The organism is Helicobacter japonicus, assembly GCF_000762845.2.
Classification (GTDB): Bacteria; Campylobacterota; Campylobacteria; order Campylobacterales; family Helicobacteraceae; genus Helicobacter_C; species Helicobacter_C japonicus.
Map to the genome: position 1 here is coordinate 20,938 of NZ_JRMQ02000005.1, position 19,868 is coordinate 40,805.

The following is a 19,868-nucleotide window of genomic DNA, read 5'->3' on the forward strand; positions in this document are numbered from 1 at the left end:
TTAGCACATTTTTAGAGAGTTTTGCTACAATCTCTATCCTTTAAGATAGACATAAAGGAATAGATAAATGTGTATTCTACGAATGTGTTTTATACTTGTTTTTGCTTTTTGTGAAGTAGCTTTTGCGTGGGGTGAGAATATACAAAGCATAGAGGCTGATTTTGAACAGCGCATTGAAAATGAAGATGGTATGGATATGTTTTATAGAGGCAAGATTTTGGGTAAATCGCCAAACAAAGCAAGATGGGATTATCAAATACCTCTTAAAAAGGAAATTTATATGATTGATAATGAGGTGATGATTTATGAGCCAAGTCTTGAACAGGTGAGTTACTCAAGATTAAGGACAAAGAGCGATTTTATATCTATTTTAAAATCTGCCAAAAAACAAACAGATGGAAGTTATCATACAACTATTGAAGGCATAGAATACACGCTTTTTGTTGATAAAAATAACAAGCCCGAGCGCATAGTTTTTATAGATTCTATGGGAGCAAAGAGTATTTTGACTTTGAGTAATGTTAAAATAAATGGCACAATCAATGATAAAGTTTTTCATTTTTCTCCACCAAAAGGCGTTGAGATTGTCGAGATAAGCACACGCTAATGAGATTACTATAAAGGCAAGTGATAGTATAAAAGGAGTATTTGATGTTTGATTTTGCTAATACACATAAGGCGGTAATTGCTCACAAAGAGATATTATGCGATAACCTTACACCCTTAGCAGTGCTTGGAGGGTTAAATGCAAAAGTGCTTTTAGAATCTGCATATAATGAAACCGGCAAGGATAGATTTTCTATTGTAATTTTAAACGAAGCCTTTAGAATCTATAAAGAAAATAGCATATATTTTCTTATTTATCAAGAGCAAAAAATACCATTACAGGAAGCGTTGGCAGATTATACATTTTTAGATTCTCTCTTATCGTCCGTAGATAAAGTGGGTTTTTTAGAATCTCTTGCATTTATACGCACTCTTGCACCAAATCCTACTGACAAGATTCCAGCCTATTTGCCCTTGCCTCTTGGCGGAGCAGGGTATATCGGCTATGAGTTTTTTGCCGAGATTGAGGAGGTAACTTTTAGCAATCCACCGCTTTATAATGCACCAGAATGTGCCTTTATCTTTGGGCGAGATTTTTTAATTTTTGACCATCTTTTTGATAGATTGCATATTGTGAGTGTGGGCTATGCGCACGAAAAAGAAAGTATAGATGTGAATGAACGCATAGAGCATATTATTGCAAGATTACAGAATCTCCCTCAAACTTCATTCACTCCTCATTCAGCGCATAATGCAGATGAATATATCATTGAGAGTGCTACAAGTCAAAGTGAGTATGAAACTATGGTGGAGACAATCAAAAAATCTATTTATGCAGGGGATTTGCTCCAATGTGTGCCAAGTCAATATATGTCTATCCGCTCTTCTTTACCCCCACTTCAAGCCTATCGGAATCTTAGACATCAAAATCCTAGTCCTTATATGTTTTATTATGATTTTGATGACTTTATTATACTTGGGGCTAGTCCGGAGATTATGTTAAGACTTAAAACTAAACAGGACAAATCATTTTTTACACTTCGCCCAATCGCAGGCACACGCCCTAGGGGAGAGAGTGTGGCACAAGATTTAGAGTTTGAAAAAGAACTTTTAAATGATGAAAAAGAAAAAGCAGAACATTTAATGTTGCTTGATTTGGCGCGTAATGATGCGGGTAAAGTGAGTGTGGGTGGAGGAGTGAAAGTTTTAGCACGTAATAAAATTGAGCGATATTCGCGCGTTATGCACATTGTATCCGAAGTGCAAGGTGAGCTAGATTCTAAACATTTTACTAAAAATGATGTGTTTAAATCTGTTTTCCCTGCAGGGACACTTAGTGGTGCGCCAAAAATACAAGCAATTAAAACTATTGAATCTTTAGAATCTCACGCCAGAGGTATATATGGTGGGGCAATAGGATATTTTACTTATGATGAAGATATGGATTTTGCTATTGCTATTCGCACCGCAGTATATCAAAATGGTATATATTATATGCGTTCAGGTGCGGGAATCGTGCAGGATTCAATTCCTAGTGTGGAATATATTGAAACACAAAATAAAGTTCGTTCCCAGCTTGATATGCTTGGCATACAAAAGGATAAAAAATGATTTTGCTTATTGATAATTATGATTCTTTTACTTATAACATTTATCAAGCTTTTTATCGTTTTGGTTTTCCTATTAAAGTAGCAAGAAGCGATAAAATTAGCATTGAAGAGATAAGGGAAATCAATCCTCAATATATCATTATCGGTCCGGGTCCAAAAACACCAAAAGAAGCGGGTATTTCTATCCAAATCGTGCAGGAGTTTCAAGGTGTGTATCCAATTTTAGGAATCTGTCTAGGACATCAGGCGATTATGGCGGCTTTTGGTATGGATATTGTCAATGCTAAAAATATTGCACACGGTAAAGTTGAGCCACTTCATCATAATCAAAAAGGGCTTTTTAGACATATCACTCCGCTAACGCTTATTGTGCGCTATCATTCACTTGTGGGTAAATCTCATCAACTGCCTGATTGCCTTGAGGTGAGTGCGTGGAGTGAAGATGGAGAAATTATGGCGATTGAGCACAAGATTCATCATCTTGTGGGTGTGCAGTTCCACCCTGAATCTATTGGCACAATTGAGGGTGAGAAAATGCTTTTAAATTTCTTGCACTATACGCGTGAGATTATTCCTATCAAGCAATATCTCAAAAGCACTCTAAAGGGTGAAAGTCTTAGCTTTAAACAAGCCTATGATGTGATGGACGAAATCACAGAGGGTAATATGAGCGATGCACAAATTGGCAGTATTTTGACAAGCCTTGAGATTAAAGGTGTGAATGCAGAGGAATTAGCGGGATTTGCAAGTGTATTGAAGAAAAAAGCCATTGCCTTTCCTTTACCACTAAGCAATGAGGTGCGTCTTGATATGGTAGGCACAGGAGGCTCTCCTCATAAAACCTTTAATGTATCTACCACAAGTGCATTGCTTCTTGCAACTGCTGGAGTAAAGATTATCAAACACGGCAACAGGGCGATTACTTCAAAGTCTGGTTCAGCAGATTTGCTAAGCGCACTTGGCGTAAATATCAATATGGAGGTGCAAACTTGTATTGATGTTTATAAAAATATTGGTATTACATTTTTGTTTGCTCAAAAGTTTCACGCTGCTATGCGTTTTGCTGCTCCTGCAAGATCTTCGCTTGGTTTTAAGACAGCTTTTAATCTTATCGGTCCTCTCTCAAATCCTGCAAATGTTACGCATCAATTTATTGGTGTATTTGATAAGGCATATACCGAGATTATGGCGCGCGCACTTGATATTTTGGGTATAAAAAGGGCAATGGTTGTAAGCGGATTTGATTATTATGATGAAATTTCACTTTGCGCACCCACACAAATTACAGAGCTTAATAATGGTGTGATTAAAAGTTATGTGTTTAATCCAAGTGAGATTGGGCTTAGTTTTGTCCCTTATACAGAGCTTTGTGGGGGAGATGTGCAGGAAAATAAGCGCATTAGCCTCGATATTTTTTCTGCCTCGCCCCAATCATTACGTTCTCCTAAAACACAGCTTGTTGCGCTTAATACCGGTGCAGCATTATACCTTGCAGGTAAGGCAGAAAGTATTAAAGAGGGATATTTTTTAGCAAGGGACATTATAGAATCTAAACGCGTTTTTGATGTGCTAGAGGAGTTTGTGAGATTATCAAATCAATAGTAGGAATTAATGAAGGGTTTAGTTAAGGTTATTGTGGGTTCTTGTTTTTGCTTTTATTTTTTGGTGGCAAACGATGAGATAGATTCTACATATTTTAAGCTTTTGCAGGGTTGTAATTGGGGGCAGCTCAATTGCAATACACAACTTTGCAAGGGTAATAATGACGCAGCAGGAGATTCCTATACATATTATAAGCTTATAAAGCCTTTGAGCTTAAGTGGTGAGATTGTTTTTGCGAACATAGAACCTAGTGAATGTGATGATAATGAAACGATGTCCTCAATCTTTTATCCAAAAAGAAGAGGTTTTTCATTTTTACAAACCGCGCGTTTAAGTGTGGCAGATAAGGATATAAAACAAATAGAAAATCTTTTGCCCAAATGGTTTTTAGATGGATTGCTTGGCGAGGTGAGATTCCAAGTGAGTTTTGAAATAGAAAATAGAAAAGAACGTGTTATATTTGATGGTGATGGTGCAGAAAATATTGTGCCACATAGCGATTTAGTAGCACTTAAATATGAGCATCACACTTGTAATGGTGGCAGTTATGATAAAATCAATGTGTCAAATTTCACTATCAAAAAAATCTCTGAAAAACCAAGTAATAGAGACGCGTATGAAAATGTATTGATGCTAGGACTAAGAGGTTATGAGATAAGCGTAACAGATGAGTTTGTGAATCTGCGAGAAACTCCAAATGGTAAGATTTTAGAGCGCATTTATACGAAAGATAAAGAAAATGTATTGATTATTGGTATTTATAATACGCGCAAGTCGTGGCAGTATTTGATTGATAAGAAATTTTCTTTTAATAATGCAAATGATAAATGGATAAAAGTGTTGTATTTTCCACCTCGTATAAAAGATGTGCATAAAGCAATCATAGGCTATATTCACACTTCACAAATAGAACTTATGGGCTTTGATGGAGCAAGAAAGAGATTGCAGAGACTAGGAAAATAAAAATGAGCAAATTTGTTTGAATTGGCTACCAACTAGAAGCTAAACTGCCCACCTACACGCAGACTCATATAGTTTGATACATTCACATCATAAAGGGTAATGTTTTGTCCTAGTCCATATTGAAGTGCTATATCTAAGAATCCAAGGAGATTTACACCACCGGTAAGTATTGTGCCTTCACCACTATTTGAGCGTAAATCTCGCATAGCTCCCAATCTAAAATCTATCATTTTGAAGTTTGCCATTACTCCTCCGCCGATATATTGACTTTTTGGGCTTGAGAGAGAGAGAGTATCATTAGGCATAATATCCGCATCAAAGGCAAAGGTAAGGAAATTCATTAGGCTATAGCTTATACCTGCACGCACTTGGCGATTAAGTGTGATGTCTGCAAGATTATTTGTGCGCTTAATAACAGGCGCATTGAGATTTTTCACTACAAGTCCAAAGTTTAATGATTTGTTTGTTCTTGGCGTATAGAGAAAACCTAAATCAAATCCAAAAGTTTGTGCCATATCTGTGTCATCTTTATTAAAAGACACTTCAGGAAAACTACCCACACTAAATTTAAGATTCTGTCCGTAACCTATGGCTTGTATAAATTTCACGGCTACACCAACATTTACATCGCCTAGAGGTGTAAAGAGTGTATGTCCATAGCCTATGGGGATTTCTATGAGTGCGAGAGCATTTGCATAAAGTGTATGCTGTGCTTGGTCATACATAACTGAACCTTGTAGGTCACTTTTGTTTGCATCGTATGTTAGGGAGACGCTATCTCCATTTGCATTTGCAGTATAGTATTTGCCACCTAGCTCAAAAATAAGCTGATTATTATTTGGGTCAAGTGCCACAGAAGCATTAGAAAATGCAGAAGCAAAAAGCCCTATGCCTACGGCTCCGCGTCCTGTATCTACCTCTTGTATATCGATACTCCCTACAATATCACTCTCTATCCGTCTTTGCTTTTTGTCTCCAGCAAATTGAAAGACAAAGCCATTTTGTGTATTAAGCACGACATCATTGCCTTTCATTGCTCTATCAATAACACCAAAATCATTTAAAAGTTTATCAATAACAGAATCTGCACCTTTTTTAATCGTGAGAGTGCCAGCACTTTCTAAAATTTTTTCAGCAACATCAGCTGTGCCACCTGCAGTGTTAAGTCCATCAAGCACATCACCAAGTTTAGTTGCATCAATACCAGAGATAATATCTCCTATCAAAGGGCTACCACCTTTATTTGCTGCATCGGTGAGTCTGTCTTTAAGTTTATTTGCTAAGTTTATATTGCCACTAATGGTTGTCGCACAAGCCTTGAAATCGTTGCAAGCAGCAGTTGTATGGTCAAGCTCTTGAAGGAGATTTGATAAATCACTTGCACTAATTGTGCCGGGAGTTTGGGGATTTGGAAAAAGCGCATCGAGTGCGCCACCTAGTGCGCCATCAATGATTGTCCCATTAATCGTTACGCTTTTGCCACTCCCGCTTAGAAGTTGGTCATTAAGCGTATTTGGAAGGTCGTTAAGATTATCTACATTAATTGCTGCCATTTGAAGGAGATTTTGTTCTTTAAATTGCGCACCAAAGCTATAACCTGCCTTTGAACGTCTATCTGCTCCAAGTAGTGCAGGATTATAATACAATCCCCAAGCAGAATCTTTAAGTGCTACTCCTGCTCCACCCATACCAGCAGATACTTGCCCCATTGAGCCAAACTCTAGGCTAAAACTCGTGCTTATTGCTAATACTAATAGGCTTGATAGAGTGAAATATCTCAACATTGCTTTATCTGCTCCTAATACATTTATATGTTGTAAATAAGAAAAAATCGTGCCATTTTTTATATTGTAAAATGTAAAATTTGATTTTTTTCTTAAATATCTGCCAAAAACTATATAAAATTTCCCATATCTTTAATTTTTAGATATAAAGATTAACCCAATCACATTAAAGAAAATATAATAAGAGAACAAGCAGTGTTGATAATATAGTTTTTCTGTCTCCAATCTGTCCCCACTAAAAAAATATTTTGTGGTATTTTTTGTAATCTTAATGAGATTATGCGTGATTGTCTCTCAAAATCAAAAGAAGCATATATCATAGAATAAAGGTTTTAGAGGTTATTTGAGTGAGATAGTATAAAATATTGCAAGAGATAATTTAAGATTTTGAAGTATTTTCGTAATGGTCGGAGTAGCGGGATTCAAACCCACGACCTCACCCACCCCAAGGGTGCGCGCTAATCAGGCTGCGCTATACTCCGTTTATAGAAGATAAGGGCTTTATTATAGCGAATTTTGTTAATGAATCCGAGTTGAGACTAAGGGATTTTAAGGAATATAATTTGCTTTTACATTGTAAAACTTATAAAGGCAAGGAAGCGTGTATGAGTAAAATGGTGAGATTCGTATTGTGTGCATTCCTAGGGATAGTGGCAAGTTCAACTTTTCTTTATGGACAAAAAATCTCTCAAATAGCACAAATTGTAGGTATTCGAGAGAATAGTCTCGTAGGCTATGGCTTAGTGATAGGGTTAAATGGCACAGGAGACAAGAGTGGCTCAAAATTTACTATGCAGAGTGTGGCAAATATGCTAGAGAGTGTTAATGTGAAACTTTCTGCAAATGATATTAAATCAAAAAATGTTGCTGCAGTGATGGTAACAGCAAATCTTCCTGCATTTGCAAGACAAGGTGATAAACTTGATATTCTTGTGTCTTCTATTGGCGATGCAAAATCTATTGCTGGTGGAACACTCATAATGACACCGCTTACAGGTGTTGATGGGAATATTTATGCGTTGGCACAAGGCAATATTGTCTTAGGTGAGAGCGGGAGTGCGTTATCTGGAACAATTATGGGTGGAGCAAGTGTAGAACGTGAAGTGAGCTATAATCTCTACAATCAGCAAAGTGCAACGCTAAGTCTTAAAAATTCTGATTTGCAGAATGCTATTAAGATTCAACAAGCTTTAAATGAGGTTTTTTCTGATGCTATTGCAGTGGCGGTTGATGCACGCACGATTAGGCTTACAAAGCCAGAGAATCTAAGTATGGTAGAATTTTTAGCGTTAGTAGAAGAGGTGGAAATAGACTATACACACAAAGAGCGTATTGTCATTGATGAAAAGTCTGGCACAATTGTGGCGGGAGTAGGTATTACAATTGAACCTGTGATTGTAACACACGGGGACATTACGATTAAGGTTACTGATGAGATGCCCGATGACCCTGAAGCTATTAAGCTTGAAGATGGCACAATGATGAGTAGGGCTCAAGGCACGATTAGTAGCACAAATGGCACAAAACCAACGGTTTCAAGTGTAGTTAAAGCATTGCAAAGAATGGGTGCAACACCACGTAATGTGATTTCAATTCTTGAAAGTATGAGAAAATCTGGCGCATTACGTGCTGATATTGAAGTGATGTGATAAAATTTAAGTTAAAGGAGCATATATGATAAATTCTGTAAATACTTCTATGGCGATGATGAGCTATCAAAAAGCGCAAGATTCTAAACTCTCTCAAGCGCGTTTAAATGAGATAAAAGAAGACAAAGCACTCAAGGAGCAAACTGATCAATTTGAATCTATATTGCTTAAATTTATGCTTGAAAATGCGATAAAAAATGAGGAAACACTCTATCCTAAACAAGCAGGAAGTGATATTTATCATTCTATGTATATTGATCAATTAAGCCAGGAGTTAAGTGGAGGATTTGGGTATAGTGAGCTATTGTTTAACTTTCTTAAAGAGCAAGCAAATGTAGGCAAAGCTAACAGGATAGATAGTCTTGCGCACAAAGGGACACGTAATCCTTATGGACAATCAAAATAGTCTCATAGATCCTCATATTTTAGAGCATTTAAGCAGTGATGATAAGGCTGTATTATTAGAATCTTTAGCTACGCTTATCCAAAGCACTTATGGCACGGAGCAGGAGTTTATTAAGCTACAAAATGATTTTAATAGTCTTAAGGCACTTTATGAATGGGTGCTTGAGCTTATTCCTCAAGCTATTTGTGTATTTGAATCTGATGGTAGTGTGTTTTACCAAAATGCAGAGGCGAGTAAAATTGCAGATATGTTTGAAAATGTTGCACATTTACAGGAATGCGAGAGTGAGGTAGCCTACAAAGAGCAGTTTTATCTCTTGCAAATAAGTATAAAAAATGATAAAAAAGTGATGAGTGCGACAAATATCACAAACCAAAAAAGACAAGAGCGATTAGCTTCTATGGGGCAAATTTCTGCTCATCTTGCACACGAGATTCGTAATCCCATAGGCTCTATCTCACTTCTTACTTCTACGCTTTTAAAACGGGGTGAAATGCAAATTAAACCCCTCGTGCTAGAGATAAAAAAGGCAATTTGGCGTGTAGAGCGTTTGATTAATACAACTTTACTTTGGACAAAGGGTGTGAAAGCAAACCGCACATCGCATAGCCTAAGGGATTTTCATAATGAACTTATGCAAAATGTGGAGCATTACACCTATTCTAAACCTATTGATTTTGTGTTTGAATTAGAATCTGATGTGAATATTTACGCGGATTTTGATTTGCTTAGTATGGTGTTACAAAATTTTTTATCAAATGCGATTGATGCGATTGAAGAGGGTGAGTGTGAAAATGGCATCGTGAGTGTGAAATTTACTGAATCTAGTGAGTATTGGTGTTTTATTTTTAGCGATAATGGAGAAAGCATTACTGACAAAAATATACTTTTTGAGCCATTTAAAACAACTAAACTTAAGGGTAATGGTTTGGGTCTGGCACTATGTCAGCAGATTGTGAATGCGCATAATGGCTCTATTTCGCTTGATGAGAGTGAAGATGAAAAGATATTTTATGTGAAAATTGCCAAAAGCTAATAAACTTGCTGTTATAATGCGTTAGCTCATTTTGAGGAGAGAAAATGCGTGTTACAAAAATTGCCCCTGCTAAGCGATTTGAGCGTGAATTTGAGGGGATTGCTACAGATAAATCAATTTCGCATCGTAGTGTTATGTTTGCGCTTTTAGCTCATACATCTTGTGAGGTGGAAGATTATCTTATGGGGGAGGATACACTACATACATTACAGATTGCACGTGAGTTAGGGCTTATAGTAGAGCAAAAAGCCAATAAGCTAAAACTCACTCCTCCAAAAGAGATTAAAGAGCCACACAAAGTGCTTGATTGTGGCAATGCAGGGACAGGAATGCGCCTTTATGCGGGATTGCTTAGCGGTATCAAAGGACATTTTGTTTTAAGTGGCGATGAATATTTAAATGAACGTCCGATGAAACGTATAATTGAGCCCTTAAATAGTATAGGAGCGCATATTGTAGGGCGACAAGATAGTGCCTATGCACCTTTAAGTATTGTAGGGGCGCAATTAGAATCTTTTAACTATACAAGCAAGATTGCTTCAGCACAAGTAAAAAGTGCGATGATACTTGCAGGATTACAAGCAAATGGGCAATCAAAATTTATAGAACCATTTTTAAGTCGTAATCACACAGAAAATATGCTATGTGGTATGGGAGTGCAAATGCACACAAAGGAGCGAGAAAATGGAGAGTATGAGGTTATATTTGAAGGACAACCGCATAAAAAATTAGAATCTTTTCATATAAAAGTGCCTGCTGACCCTTCGAGTGCATTTTATTTTGCGGTAGCAGCGTGTGTGCTTCAATCTAAAGTAAAACTTAAAAATGTGCTTTTAAACAAAACACGTATTGAGGCTTTTAAGATTCTAGAATCTATGGGTGCAAAAGTCATCTATACTTTTTATAGTTCTTCTTATGAAGAAGTGGGGGATATTGAAGTGCATGGCAATAGCCTGAAAGCTGTAAATGTAGAAAATGCGATAGCGTGGCTTATTGATGAAATACCAGCTTTAAGTATTTGTTTTGCTTTGGCAAATGGGACTTCAAGGGTAGCTAATGCTAAAGAATTACGCGTTAAGGAGAGTGATAGAATCCACGCTACAATTACAAATCTACGTGCTATGGGGATAGAATGTGAGGAATTTGAAGATGGATTCAGTGTGCGTGGTGGGGAACTAAAGAGGGCAAGGGTAGATTCTTTTGGAGACCATCGTATCGCAATGAGTTTTGCCATAGCCCAACTTTTATGTGGTGGGGAGATACAAGATAGTGCGTGTATTGATGTATCTTTTCCACAATTTCTTACTTATTTGGCTCAAATCACATCTGTAGAAAATATCAACGAGGATTGATATAGTAAATAAAGGATATATTCAATGAAAATAAAACTTGCTGAAAAGTATGGCTTTTGCTTTGGTGTAAAGCGAGCTATTAAAATTGCAGAAGAAAATCGTGGTGCCATCACTTTTGGTCCGCTTATACATAATGCTAAAGAGATAGGACGCTTAAAAGAGAATTTTGGTGTAGATTTAGGGGAGAGCTTGCAGGAGGTGCAGGGTTATAAAGATGTGATTGTACGCACACACGGTATTACAAAGGGAGATTTGGAGATTCTAAAAAAGGGTGGTAATAATGTGATTAACGCCACTTGTCCTTTTGTAACAAAGCCTCAAAATATTGTCAAAAAAATGTCAAAAGAAGGCTATCAAATTATTATTTTTGGTGATAAAGATCATCCAGAAGTAAAAGGTGTAGCAAGTTATGGAAAAGATGTTGTGATTGCGGTAGATGTTGATGAAATAGCTCAATATGCCTTGAAAAACAAAGTAGCTCTTGTATCTCAAACAACTAAACAGGCGGAACAATTTGGCAAAATCGCTGCCTTTCTTGTCTCTAGAGCGAATGAGGTGCGTATTTTTAACACAATTTGCAATGCGACTTTTGAAAATCAAAGAGCTGTGCTTGAATTAAGCAAAGAAGTTGATGTAATGGTTGTGGTAGGGGGTAAAAACTCCTCAAATACGAAGCAACTTTTAAAGATTGCTCAAAAGCATTGCAAAGACAGCTATTTGGTTGAGGATAAAGATGAGTTAGATATGCAATGGTTTAGAGATAAGAAGCTATGTGGCATTACAGCAGGTGCTTCTACGCCTGATTGGATTATTAAAGATGTAAAGGACAAGATTGAGCAAATTTAGGAGTTTTTGTTGGGATTTTATTCTAAGTGAGTGTCATTTCTTAAGTTATGACAAGGTTTGCTTTGGTAAAATGCTTTAGATTTTAATTTTTTAGATAAAAGGGTATTGATGTTAGTGAATCTGTGTGATGCTGTCGAAGGAGAAGAGGAATTTGTAAGTTTGCTTCAAGCGAGTGAGAATAGGGTTATTGAAGGTGCAATACAAAATGGCGAGATTGTAGAAATTGGTGATGAATACGCAATGGTAGCTATTGCAAATGAAAAACGTGAAGCAAAACTTAGGGTTTCTGAAATTACTGACAAAGATGGTAATGTGCTTTTTAAGAAAAATGATAAAATTGAAGTTTTTGTATCACCCAGTAGGCAAGGACCAATTGCTTCATATGTAAAAGCACAAAAGATGAAAAGAGTTGCCGAAAAAATTGCACAGCTTGCAGATGATTACAAGGATAAAGTGATTGAAGCAAAAGTGATAAAGAAAAACAAGGGTGGATACATAATGGAATATGATGGCATAGATGTATTTATGCCTCGTAGAGATTCTGCTATTCGTGAAGATTCTAAGGTTGCAGGCAAAACTTACAAAGTAGCTATTATCAAAATTGATAAAGAAAATAATTCAATTATTGTATCACGCAAGAGATTTTTTGAAATTGATGACGAGAAACGTAAAGAAATAAGTAATAAACTCCTTGCAAATAATGCTGTGCAAAAGGGTATTGTTACAAAAATTGCTCCTTTTGGAATATTTGTTGATGTAGAAGGTATAGAAGGACTTGTGCATTATACTGAACTTAGCCATAAGGGACCTATCAATCCAGAAAAAAAATTCAAGCTAGGTGATAAGGTTGAGGTAAAAGTGCTTGGTTTTGATGAAAAAAAGAGACGACTTTCTTTGTCAATGAAAGCATTGAGTGATGACCCTTGGACAGAAATAGAAAAAGAGCTTGAAGTGGGTTATGCTATTAAAGTGAGTGTGAGCAATATTGAATCTTACGGGGCTTTTGTGGATTTAGGGAATGATATTGAAGGCTTTTTGCATATTTCAGAAATTTCGTGGGATAAAAATATCAAGCATCCTTCTCGCTATCTCAAGGAAGGGCAAGAAATTGATGTTGAGATTATTGAAATCGATACAAAAAACAGAAGATTGCGTGTTTCACTTAAGAAACTTCTTGAAAAGCCTTTTGCACAATTTATTAAAGCATATCAGGTTGGAAGCATTATTAAGGGCAAAGTAGCTACTTTGACAGATTTTGGTGCATTTATTAAATTGGGTAGTGTCGATGGTTTGCTTCATAATGAAGATGCATATTGGGATAAAAATATTAAGTGTAAAGACAAGCTAAAAGAAGGTGATGAGATAGAGGTAAAAATTATTAAGATTGACAAGGAAAATGAGAAAATTTCTTTATCTCAAAAAGCTCTCTTGCGCTCTCCAGCAAAAGAATTTGCACAAAAACATAAAGTTGATGAGATTGTGAAAGGTAAAGTAATAGATATAAAAGATTTTGGTATTTTTGTTAAAATCGATGAAATGGAAGCACTTATTCGTAATGAAGATATTTATCCACTTAAAAAAGAAGAAATTAAGCTAGATGAGGAGATTTCTTGCGTGATAGCTCATATTGATGAGGAGAATAATAAAGTGCGTGCTTCTGTTAAAAAGCTCGAGAGACAAAAAGAGAAAGAGGCACTTAAGGCATTTAGTAACTCTGAAGAAAAAATGACACTCGGCGATAAGCTAAAAAATCGCTTATAGGAGATTGTAAGAGATAATGAAAAAGCTTGCGTTTCTTGTAGGGCTTTTAATCGTTATAGGTGGGGCAATTTATGGTGTATTGCATTTAGATAAAATATCAGCTCCACCACCTTTTGAGGCTCAACCTATGACACTCCCTCAAGTAGGTGGTGAAGTAGAACATAAAGATGAGCATTGGCTTAGTTTAGTTCCTGATAGTAACGAGCTTCCTTATGCTTATCCTGCGACAGAACTTAGCATTCGTTTTGATTTTGCTCCGACAGATTCTAAACGCGTTACCCCTTCAGTTATTAGCATTGATGACCTTGATGAATATAAATTTGCTTGTGTTAAGCAGGTATTAGCACAAAATAATATAGAATCTGCTTATTACAAATCTGGAAATATGCTTAAGCTGATGGTATTTGTGAGTGATGAAGCGATGTATGAGAAGCTTTTGGCAGATTTGAAGTATTATCGTTTAGAATTTAGCATACAATAATTTAAACCACAAAAGGAGTGAATATGAAATATAAAGTCATAGTATGTGATCATATCCATCAAAGTGGGCTTGACTTGCTTAGCACACAGAGTGATATTCAAATGGAAAATCTCGCCTCTTTACCTAAAAGTGAGTTACTTACTAAAATTGCTGATGCCGATGTGGTGATTACACGAAGCTCTACCGATGTTGATGAGGTGTTTTTAGAATCTTCTGGAAATATACGAGCAGTAGTGCGTGCTGGTGTGGGCGTGGATAATGTCAATATTGATGGTTGTTCTCGCAAAGGTATTGTCGTGATGAATGTTCCAACTGCAAATACAATTGCTGCAGTAGAGCTTACAATGGCTCATCTTATCAATTCTGTGCGGAATTTTCCCGGTGCAAACGCACAACTTAAAAATGAGCGCAAATGGAAGCGTGAGGATTGGTATGGTATTGAGCTTAAAGGCAAAAAACTTGGTATTATTGGTTTTGGGAATATCGGTTCTCGCGTTGGGATTCGTGCTAAGGCATTTGAGATGGAGGTTGTGGCTTATGACCCCTATATTTTAGCTTCAAAAGCGACTGATTTAGGCATCGCTTATACGAAAAATTTTGATGAGATTCTCTCTTGTGATATTATCACTATTCATACTCCTAAAAATGCTGAAACTAAGGATATGATTAAGGCTGCCCAAATCGCAAAGATGAAAGATGGCGTGATTTTGATTAACTGCGCACGAGGCGGTTTGTATAATGAAAAAGATCTCTATGATGCGCTTAAGAGTGGTAAAATCAAATGGGCAGGGATTGATGTGTTTAATAAAGAGCCAGCTATTGATAATGTTCTGCTTGATTTGCCAAATGTTTATGTAACTCCACACATTGGGGCAAATACATTAGAATCTCAAGAGCAAATTGCTATTCAAGCAGCAGAAGCAGCTATTGAAGCAGCACGTGGCTCAAGCTATCCTAATGCACTCAATCTCCCTATAAAAGAATCTGAAATGCCAAGTATGATGAAGCCTTATTTTGAGCTTATGCAAAAACTTGGCTTTTTGGCAGCACAGGCGAATAGGGGTGTGATTACTTCTATATATATAGAGGCACAAGGTGAAGTGGGTGAGTATGCGGATTCTTTGCAAACTTTTGCCCTTGTAGGTGCGCTTAATGCAAGTTTAGGAGATAAGATTAATTATGTAAATGCACCTTTTGTTGCCAAAGAACGTGGTATTGATGTGAAGGTTTGCTCAAAACAAGAGAGTGATACTTATAAAAATCGTATTTGCATTACATTAAGCACAGAAAATGAGAGTATTTCACTTAGTGGCACGGTATTTGAAGATAAGCATTTGCGTCTCACTTCTGTTAATCAATTTCAATTTGATATTGAGCCAAAGGGAAGCATTATTCTCTTTAGAAATACCGATGTGCCTGGTGTAATAGGACTTGTGGGAAGTATTTTAGGCAATCATAAAGTTAATATTGCAGATTTCCGCCTTGCTCGTCAAAATAAAGAGGCAATGGCAGTTATTTTAGTAGATTCTCAAGTGCCTGCTGAAGCATTAAAACAGCTTGGAGAAATACCTGCTGCACTTAATGTGAAAATGCTTAATTTGTAGAACCTAAAATCACATATTTTTGGTGGCTTATGCAAGATTCTCTGCATTGTCAGGTTTATCTTATTTTTGAAGATTCAACAAGCGCATTTGCCACTCAACGAATCCTAAGTTCCCCCCTTCTTTCTGAATATAACTTTAGCCTAGAACTTGTCCCTACGCCTAGGGAATATAGCAACAATTGCAATCTTGCTGTGCTTCTAAAATGGAGTGAGGATTCTCAAGAAGATAATAAAGCAGAGTTTATAGAATCTATTCATACCCTATTAGCACAAAAACATATTAAGCACGATATAATATATTCCTAATTTTTATCTTAAGGACAGAGATTGAGAGATTATAATCATATTCATATAAGCGGTGCACGCGAACATAACCTAAAAAATATCAATCTTAGCATTCCTAAAAACCGACTTGTTGTTTTTACCGGTTTGTCAGGTTCTGGTAAATCTACACTTGCTTTTGACACACTTTATGCAGAGGGGCAACGCCGCTATATAGAATCCCTCTCGAGTTATGCGCGGCAGTTTTTAGATAAGGTAGGCAAACCCGATGTGGATAAAATTGAGGGACTTACTCCTGCCATTGCTATTGACCAAAAAACAACAAGTAAGAATCCGCGTTCAACCGTTGGCACAATTACTGAAATTTATGATTATTTTCGCCTCCTTTATGCGCGTGTGGGAGTGCAGCATTGCCATATTTGTGGAGAGAAAATCTCACATATGAGTGCAACAGATATTATTGAGCAAATCCTTGCCCTTCCTCAAAATGCTAAGATGATTCTTCTTGCTCCGATTGTAAAAGAAAAAAAAGGTAGTTTTAATGACAAAATAGAATCTTTGCGTCAAAAGGGCTATGTGCGTGCAATGATTGATGGTGTAATGGTGCGACTTGATGAAGAAGTGAATCTTGCAAAAAACAAAAAACATACCATTAAGGCAGTCATTGATAGGGTGGTAAATTCTGTGGATAATCATACGCGTATCGCGCAAGGTGTGGAAAAGGCTCTGAAAGAATCTTATGGTGAGATTGAAATAGAGCTTATAGAAGATGAGAAAAAGACATATTTGCATTATTCTGAACATTTCGCGTGTTTTAAATGTAAAGTGAGTTTTGAGGAGCTAGAACCGCTTGGATTCTCGTTTAACTCTCCTAAAGGTGCGTGCGAGGATTGTTTGGGGCTTGGGGCAAAATACGCCATTGATTTAAAAAAGATTCTCAATAAATCACAGCCTTTAAATAAGGGAGGCATTAAAATTATTTTTGGTTTTAATCGCAATTATTATGCCGAGCTTTTTTATGCATTTTGCAAAAGTGCGAATATCGACCCGAGTTTGAGTTTTGATGAATTGAGCGATTCGCAGCAGAGCACGTTGCTGTATGGAAGTGAAAAAGAAGTAGAGATTGTTTGGAAATCAAGCACAATTAAACGCCCGTGGAAAGGGATTTTGCAAATTGCTCACGATATGTTTAAGGACGATAAGGATTTGGGAGATTACACAACCGAAAAGATATGTCCTACTTGCAAAGGACATCGTTTAAAAAGAGAATCTCTAAGCGTGAAAGTAGCCGAACTTGGGATTGGAGAGCTTATTGATATGCCTATACAAAAGGTATATGAATTTTTTGACAAAAAGAGTAATTTTACTTATCTCAATGCTCAAGCACGCTTTATTGCTGAACCTATTTTAAAAGAAATTCGCGAGAGATTATTTTTTCTCTATGATGTAGGGCTTGGTTACCTTACTTTAGGGAGAGATGCGCGAAGTATTAGCGGTGGGGAATCCCAACGCATACGTATTGCTAGTCAAATTGGTAGTGGGCTTACAGGTGTGATGTATGTGCTTGATGAGCCAAGCATTGGTTTGCACGAGCGAGATACTTTGCGCTTGATTAAAACTTTGCGGAGTTTGCAAGAAAAAGGCAATAGTGTAATTGTTGTTGAACACGATAAAGAGACGATTTTAAATGCGGATTATATCGTTGATATTGGACCAGAAGCAGGGTTGCGTGGCGGAAAAGTTGTTTTTAGTGGCAATGTAGAGCAGCTTTTGCAATCTCATACACTTACAGCAGAATATATTAAGGGTGAGAAAACTATCTCTTATCCGCATAAGCGTAATATAATCCAGTGGCTTAAGATTTATAATGTGAATATCCATAATATCCATAATCTTGATGTATCAATTCCGCTTTCTCAATTTGTATGTATAACGGGTGTAAGTGGTTCAGGCAAAAGCTCACTTATTTTACAGACATTGCTTCCTGTAGCACAAGAATTACTTAATAACGCTAAAAAAGTGCAAAAATGTGATGGTGTAGAAATTGTAGGATTAGAGCATTTGGATAAAGTCATTTATCTTGATCAAAGTCCCATTGGACGAACACCGCGTAGTAATCCTGCAACTTATACAGGAGTAATGGACGATATTCGCGCACTTTTTGCAGAAACTAAAGAATCTAAAGTGCGTGGATATAATGTAGGACGTTTTAGTTTTAATGTCAAAGGTGGGCGATGTGAGAAATGTCAAGGTGAAGGTGAGATTAAAATCGAAATGCATTTTTTACCTGACATAATGGTGAAATGTGATGCGTGTAAGGGTGCAAAATATAATCCACAAACACTCGAGATTCTTTATAAAGGCAAAAATATTGCTGATGTTTTAGCGATGAGCGTAGATTACGCACTAGAATTTTTTGCTAAAGTGCCTAAAATTGCCCAAAGGTTGCAAACATTACAAGATGTTGGGCTAGGCTATATTACTCTAGGGCAAAATGCTATTACCCTAAGTGGTGGCGAGGCTCAAAGGATTAAGCTTGCTAAAGAATTAAGTCGTAAAGACACGGGAAAAACGCTTTATGTGCTTGATGAGCCAACGACAGGATTACATTTTGCTGATGTGGATAGATTGACAAAAGTGCTTCATCATTTGGTGGATTTGGGAAATTCCGTGATTGTGATTGAACATAATTTAGATATGATTAAGAATGCGGATTATATCGTTGATATTGGACCAGAAGGTGGGGCAGGTGGCGGAAAAGTTGTTGATTGTGGATCTGTAGTGCATATGAGTAAAAATTATACTCAAAGTGGGAGCTATACAGGTAAGTATTTAGCTAAAGAGTTGGCTCGTGATAAAACATTATCAAAACATACAAAAAAGGAGCGAAAATGAAATTTGATGTATTGTTTGGCGGTGTGAGTTTTGAACACGAGATTAGTATTGTGAGTGCAATTGCGCTTAAAAAAGTGCTAGGAGAAAGGATTGCATCTTTTATTTTTATAGATAGTAGCCATAGATTCTATTTTATTCCCACTGATTGTATGAAGTCGAAATTTTTTAGTTCTGGCGCGTATAAGAAATGCACAGAATTATTTTTACAGCAAGGTGGATTCTGTAAAAAAGGTTTTTTTGGCTTTAGTCCTATTGCTCCACATTGTGTTGTGAATCTTATTCACGGAGCAGATGGAGAAGATGGCTCTATAAGTGCATTACTTGATTTTTACCATATTCCTTTTATTGGTCCGCGTATAGAATCTAGCGTGATGAGTTTTAATAAAGCTTTTACAAAACTTTATGCAAATGCAAGGGGAGTAAAGACTTTAGATTATGAGGTTTTAACGCGTCAAGATTCACAAGTGCGCCATTTGCAATATCCTTTAATTCTAAAACCTGCACGACTTGGAAGTTCCATAGGGGTAAGTGTGGTAAATGAAGAAAAGGAACTGGATTATGCTATGGATTTAGCTTTTGAATATGATGATAGTATTGTGGTGGAGAATTTTAAAAGCGGGATTAAAGAATATAATCTTGCTGGCTGCAAGATAAAACAGGGTGCAGAATATGTTTTTAAATATTCAATTATTGAAGAGCCAAGCAAAAAAGAATTGCTCGACTTTGAGCACAAATATTTGGATTTTTCACGCACTTCACAAGTTCTAAAAGCAGACATTACGCCTAGTCTTGAAAATAAAATTAAAGATAATTTTGCTAAGCTTTATGAAAATGCTTTTGAGGGTGCGTTGATACGATGTGATTTTTTTGTTATTGATGATGAGGTGTATCTTAATGAAATTAATCCAATTCCGGGTTCTATGGCGAATTATTTATTTGAAGATTTTGCAAATGTGCTAGAGGATTTAGCTTGTAATTTGCCAAAAAGACATTCTATCAAGGTAAGCTACAATTATATAGAGCAGATTCATCACGCAAAAGGAAAATGATTT

Annotated in this window: 16 protein-coding genes and 1 tRNA gene; 15 read left to right on the forward strand and 2 right to left on the reverse strand. The window is 36.6% G+C overall.

Annotated features, from left to right (window positions below; all coding sequences use genetic code 11):
- Positions 1-67: 67 nt before the first annotated feature.
- From lolA to LS65_RS04755, 4 genes are read left to right on the forward strand one after another with little or no spacing between them, the layout of a single operon-like run.
- Complete coding sequence (gene lolA, locus LS65_RS04740) at positions 68-607, forward strand: LolA-like outer membrane lipoprotein chaperone (protein ID WP_034360680.1); 540 nt, start codon at positions 68-70, stop codon at positions 605-607.
- A 44-nt stretch (positions 608-651) separates the two neighbouring features.
- Positions 652-2,157 (forward strand): chorismate-binding protein, encoded by a 1,506-nt coding sequence (locus tag LS65_RS04745; protein ID WP_034360678.1) that lies wholly within the window; start codon positions 652-654, stop codon positions 2,155-2,157.
- On the forward strand, positions 2,154-3,758 hold the full coding sequence (locus LS65_RS04750) for a bifunctional anthranilate synthase component II/anthranilate phosphoribosyltransferase (protein ID WP_034360675.1): 1,605 nt from the start codon (positions 2,154-2,156) through the stop codon (positions 3,756-3,758). The genes LS65_RS04745 and LS65_RS04750 overlap by 4 nt, the downstream gene beginning before the upstream one ends.
- A 9-nt stretch (positions 3,759-3,767) precedes the next feature.
- Positions 3,768-4,721 carry a hypothetical protein gene (locus LS65_RS04755; RefSeq protein WP_034360673.1) on the forward strand — a complete coding sequence of 318 codons (954 nt, stop codon included), beginning with the start codon at positions 3,768-3,770 and terminating at the stop codon, positions 4,719-4,721.
- A gap of 32 nt (positions 4,722-4,753) precedes the next feature.
- Here the strand turns inward: LS65_RS04755 and traF are convergent, their stop codons facing one another.
- Both traF and LS65_RS04765 read right to left on the reverse strand, forming a co-directional pair.
- The gene (traF, locus tag LS65_RS04760) at positions 4,754-6,505 is read right to left on the reverse strand and encodes a conjugal transfer protein TraF (RefSeq protein ID WP_034360671.1); all 1,752 of its coding nucleotides are present in this window, start codon (positions 6,503-6,505) and stop codon (positions 4,754-4,756) included.
- A 404-nt stretch (positions 6,506-6,909) separates the two neighbouring features.
- A tRNA-Pro gene (locus LS65_RS04765) sits at positions 6,910-6,987 on the reverse strand.
- A 123-nt stretch (positions 6,988-7,110) separates the two neighbouring features.
- Between LS65_RS04765 and LS65_RS04770 the strand changes: the two genes are divergently transcribed.
- From LS65_RS04770 to LS65_RS04820, 11 genes are all read left to right on the forward strand, one after another.
- Positions 7,111-8,154, forward strand: a complete 1,044-nt coding sequence (locus tag LS65_RS04770) for a flagellar basal body P-ring protein FlgI (protein WP_138129777.1) — start codon at positions 7,111-7,113, stop codon at positions 8,152-8,154.
- 25 nt (positions 8,155-8,179) lie between these two features.
- Positions 8,180-8,560 (forward strand): rod-binding protein, encoded by a 381-nt coding sequence (locus LS65_RS04775; RefSeq protein ID WP_034360977.1) that lies wholly within the window; start codon positions 8,180-8,182, stop codon positions 8,558-8,560.
- Entirely contained in the window at positions 8,544-9,596 is a 1,053-nt protein-coding gene (locus LS65_RS04780) for a sensor histidine kinase (protein ID WP_034360975.1), read from the forward strand. Before LS65_RS04775 ends, LS65_RS04780 begins: the two co-directional genes overlap by 17 nt.
- 44 nt (positions 9,597-9,640) lie before the next feature.
- Positions 9,641-10,948, forward strand: coding sequence for a 3-phosphoshikimate 1-carboxyvinyltransferase (gene aroA / locus LS65_RS04785; protein WP_034360973.1), 1,308 nt, complete (start codon positions 9,641-9,643; stop codon positions 10,946-10,948).
- A gap of 24 nt (positions 10,949-10,972) precedes the next feature.
- Positions 10,973-11,794: a 4-hydroxy-3-methylbut-2-enyl diphosphate reductase gene (locus LS65_RS04790; protein WP_034360971.1), complete on the forward strand. Its 822-nt coding sequence runs from the start codon at positions 10,973-10,975 to the stop codon at positions 11,792-11,794.
- A 108-nt stretch (positions 11,795-11,902) separates the two neighbouring features.
- Positions 11,903-13,555 (forward strand): 30S ribosomal protein S1, encoded by a 1,653-nt coding sequence (locus LS65_RS04795; RefSeq protein ID WP_034360969.1) that lies wholly within the window; start codon positions 11,903-11,905, stop codon positions 13,553-13,555.
- Positions 13,556-13,571: 16 nt separating this feature from the next.
- Entirely contained in the window at positions 13,572-14,036 is a 465-nt protein-coding gene (locus tag LS65_RS04800) for a hypothetical protein (protein ID WP_034360967.1), read from the forward strand.
- A gap of 23 nt (positions 14,037-14,059) precedes the next feature.
- Positions 14,060-15,640 carry a phosphoglycerate dehydrogenase gene (serA, locus tag LS65_RS04805; protein ID WP_034360964.1) on the forward strand — a complete coding sequence of 527 codons (1,581 nt, stop codon included), beginning with the start codon at positions 14,060-14,062 and terminating at the stop codon, positions 15,638-15,640.
- A gap of 29 nt (positions 15,641-15,669) precedes the next feature.
- Complete coding sequence (locus tag LS65_RS04810; RefSeq protein WP_034360963.1) at positions 15,670-15,945, forward strand: putative Se/S carrier-like protein; 276 nt, start codon at positions 15,670-15,672, stop codon at positions 15,943-15,945.
- Positions 15,946-15,966: 21 nt separating this feature from the next.
- Positions 15,967-18,816 (forward strand): excinuclease ABC subunit UvrA, encoded by a 2,850-nt coding sequence (gene uvrA, locus LS65_RS04815; protein WP_052061006.1) that lies wholly within the window; start codon positions 15,967-15,969, stop codon positions 18,814-18,816.
- Positions 18,813-19,865, forward strand: a complete 1,053-nt coding sequence (locus LS65_RS04820) for a D-alanine--D-alanine ligase (RefSeq protein ID WP_034360962.1) — start codon at positions 18,813-18,815, stop codon at positions 19,863-19,865. Before uvrA ends, LS65_RS04820 begins: the two co-directional genes overlap by 4 nt.
- Positions 19,866-19,868 lie beyond the last annotated feature (3 nt).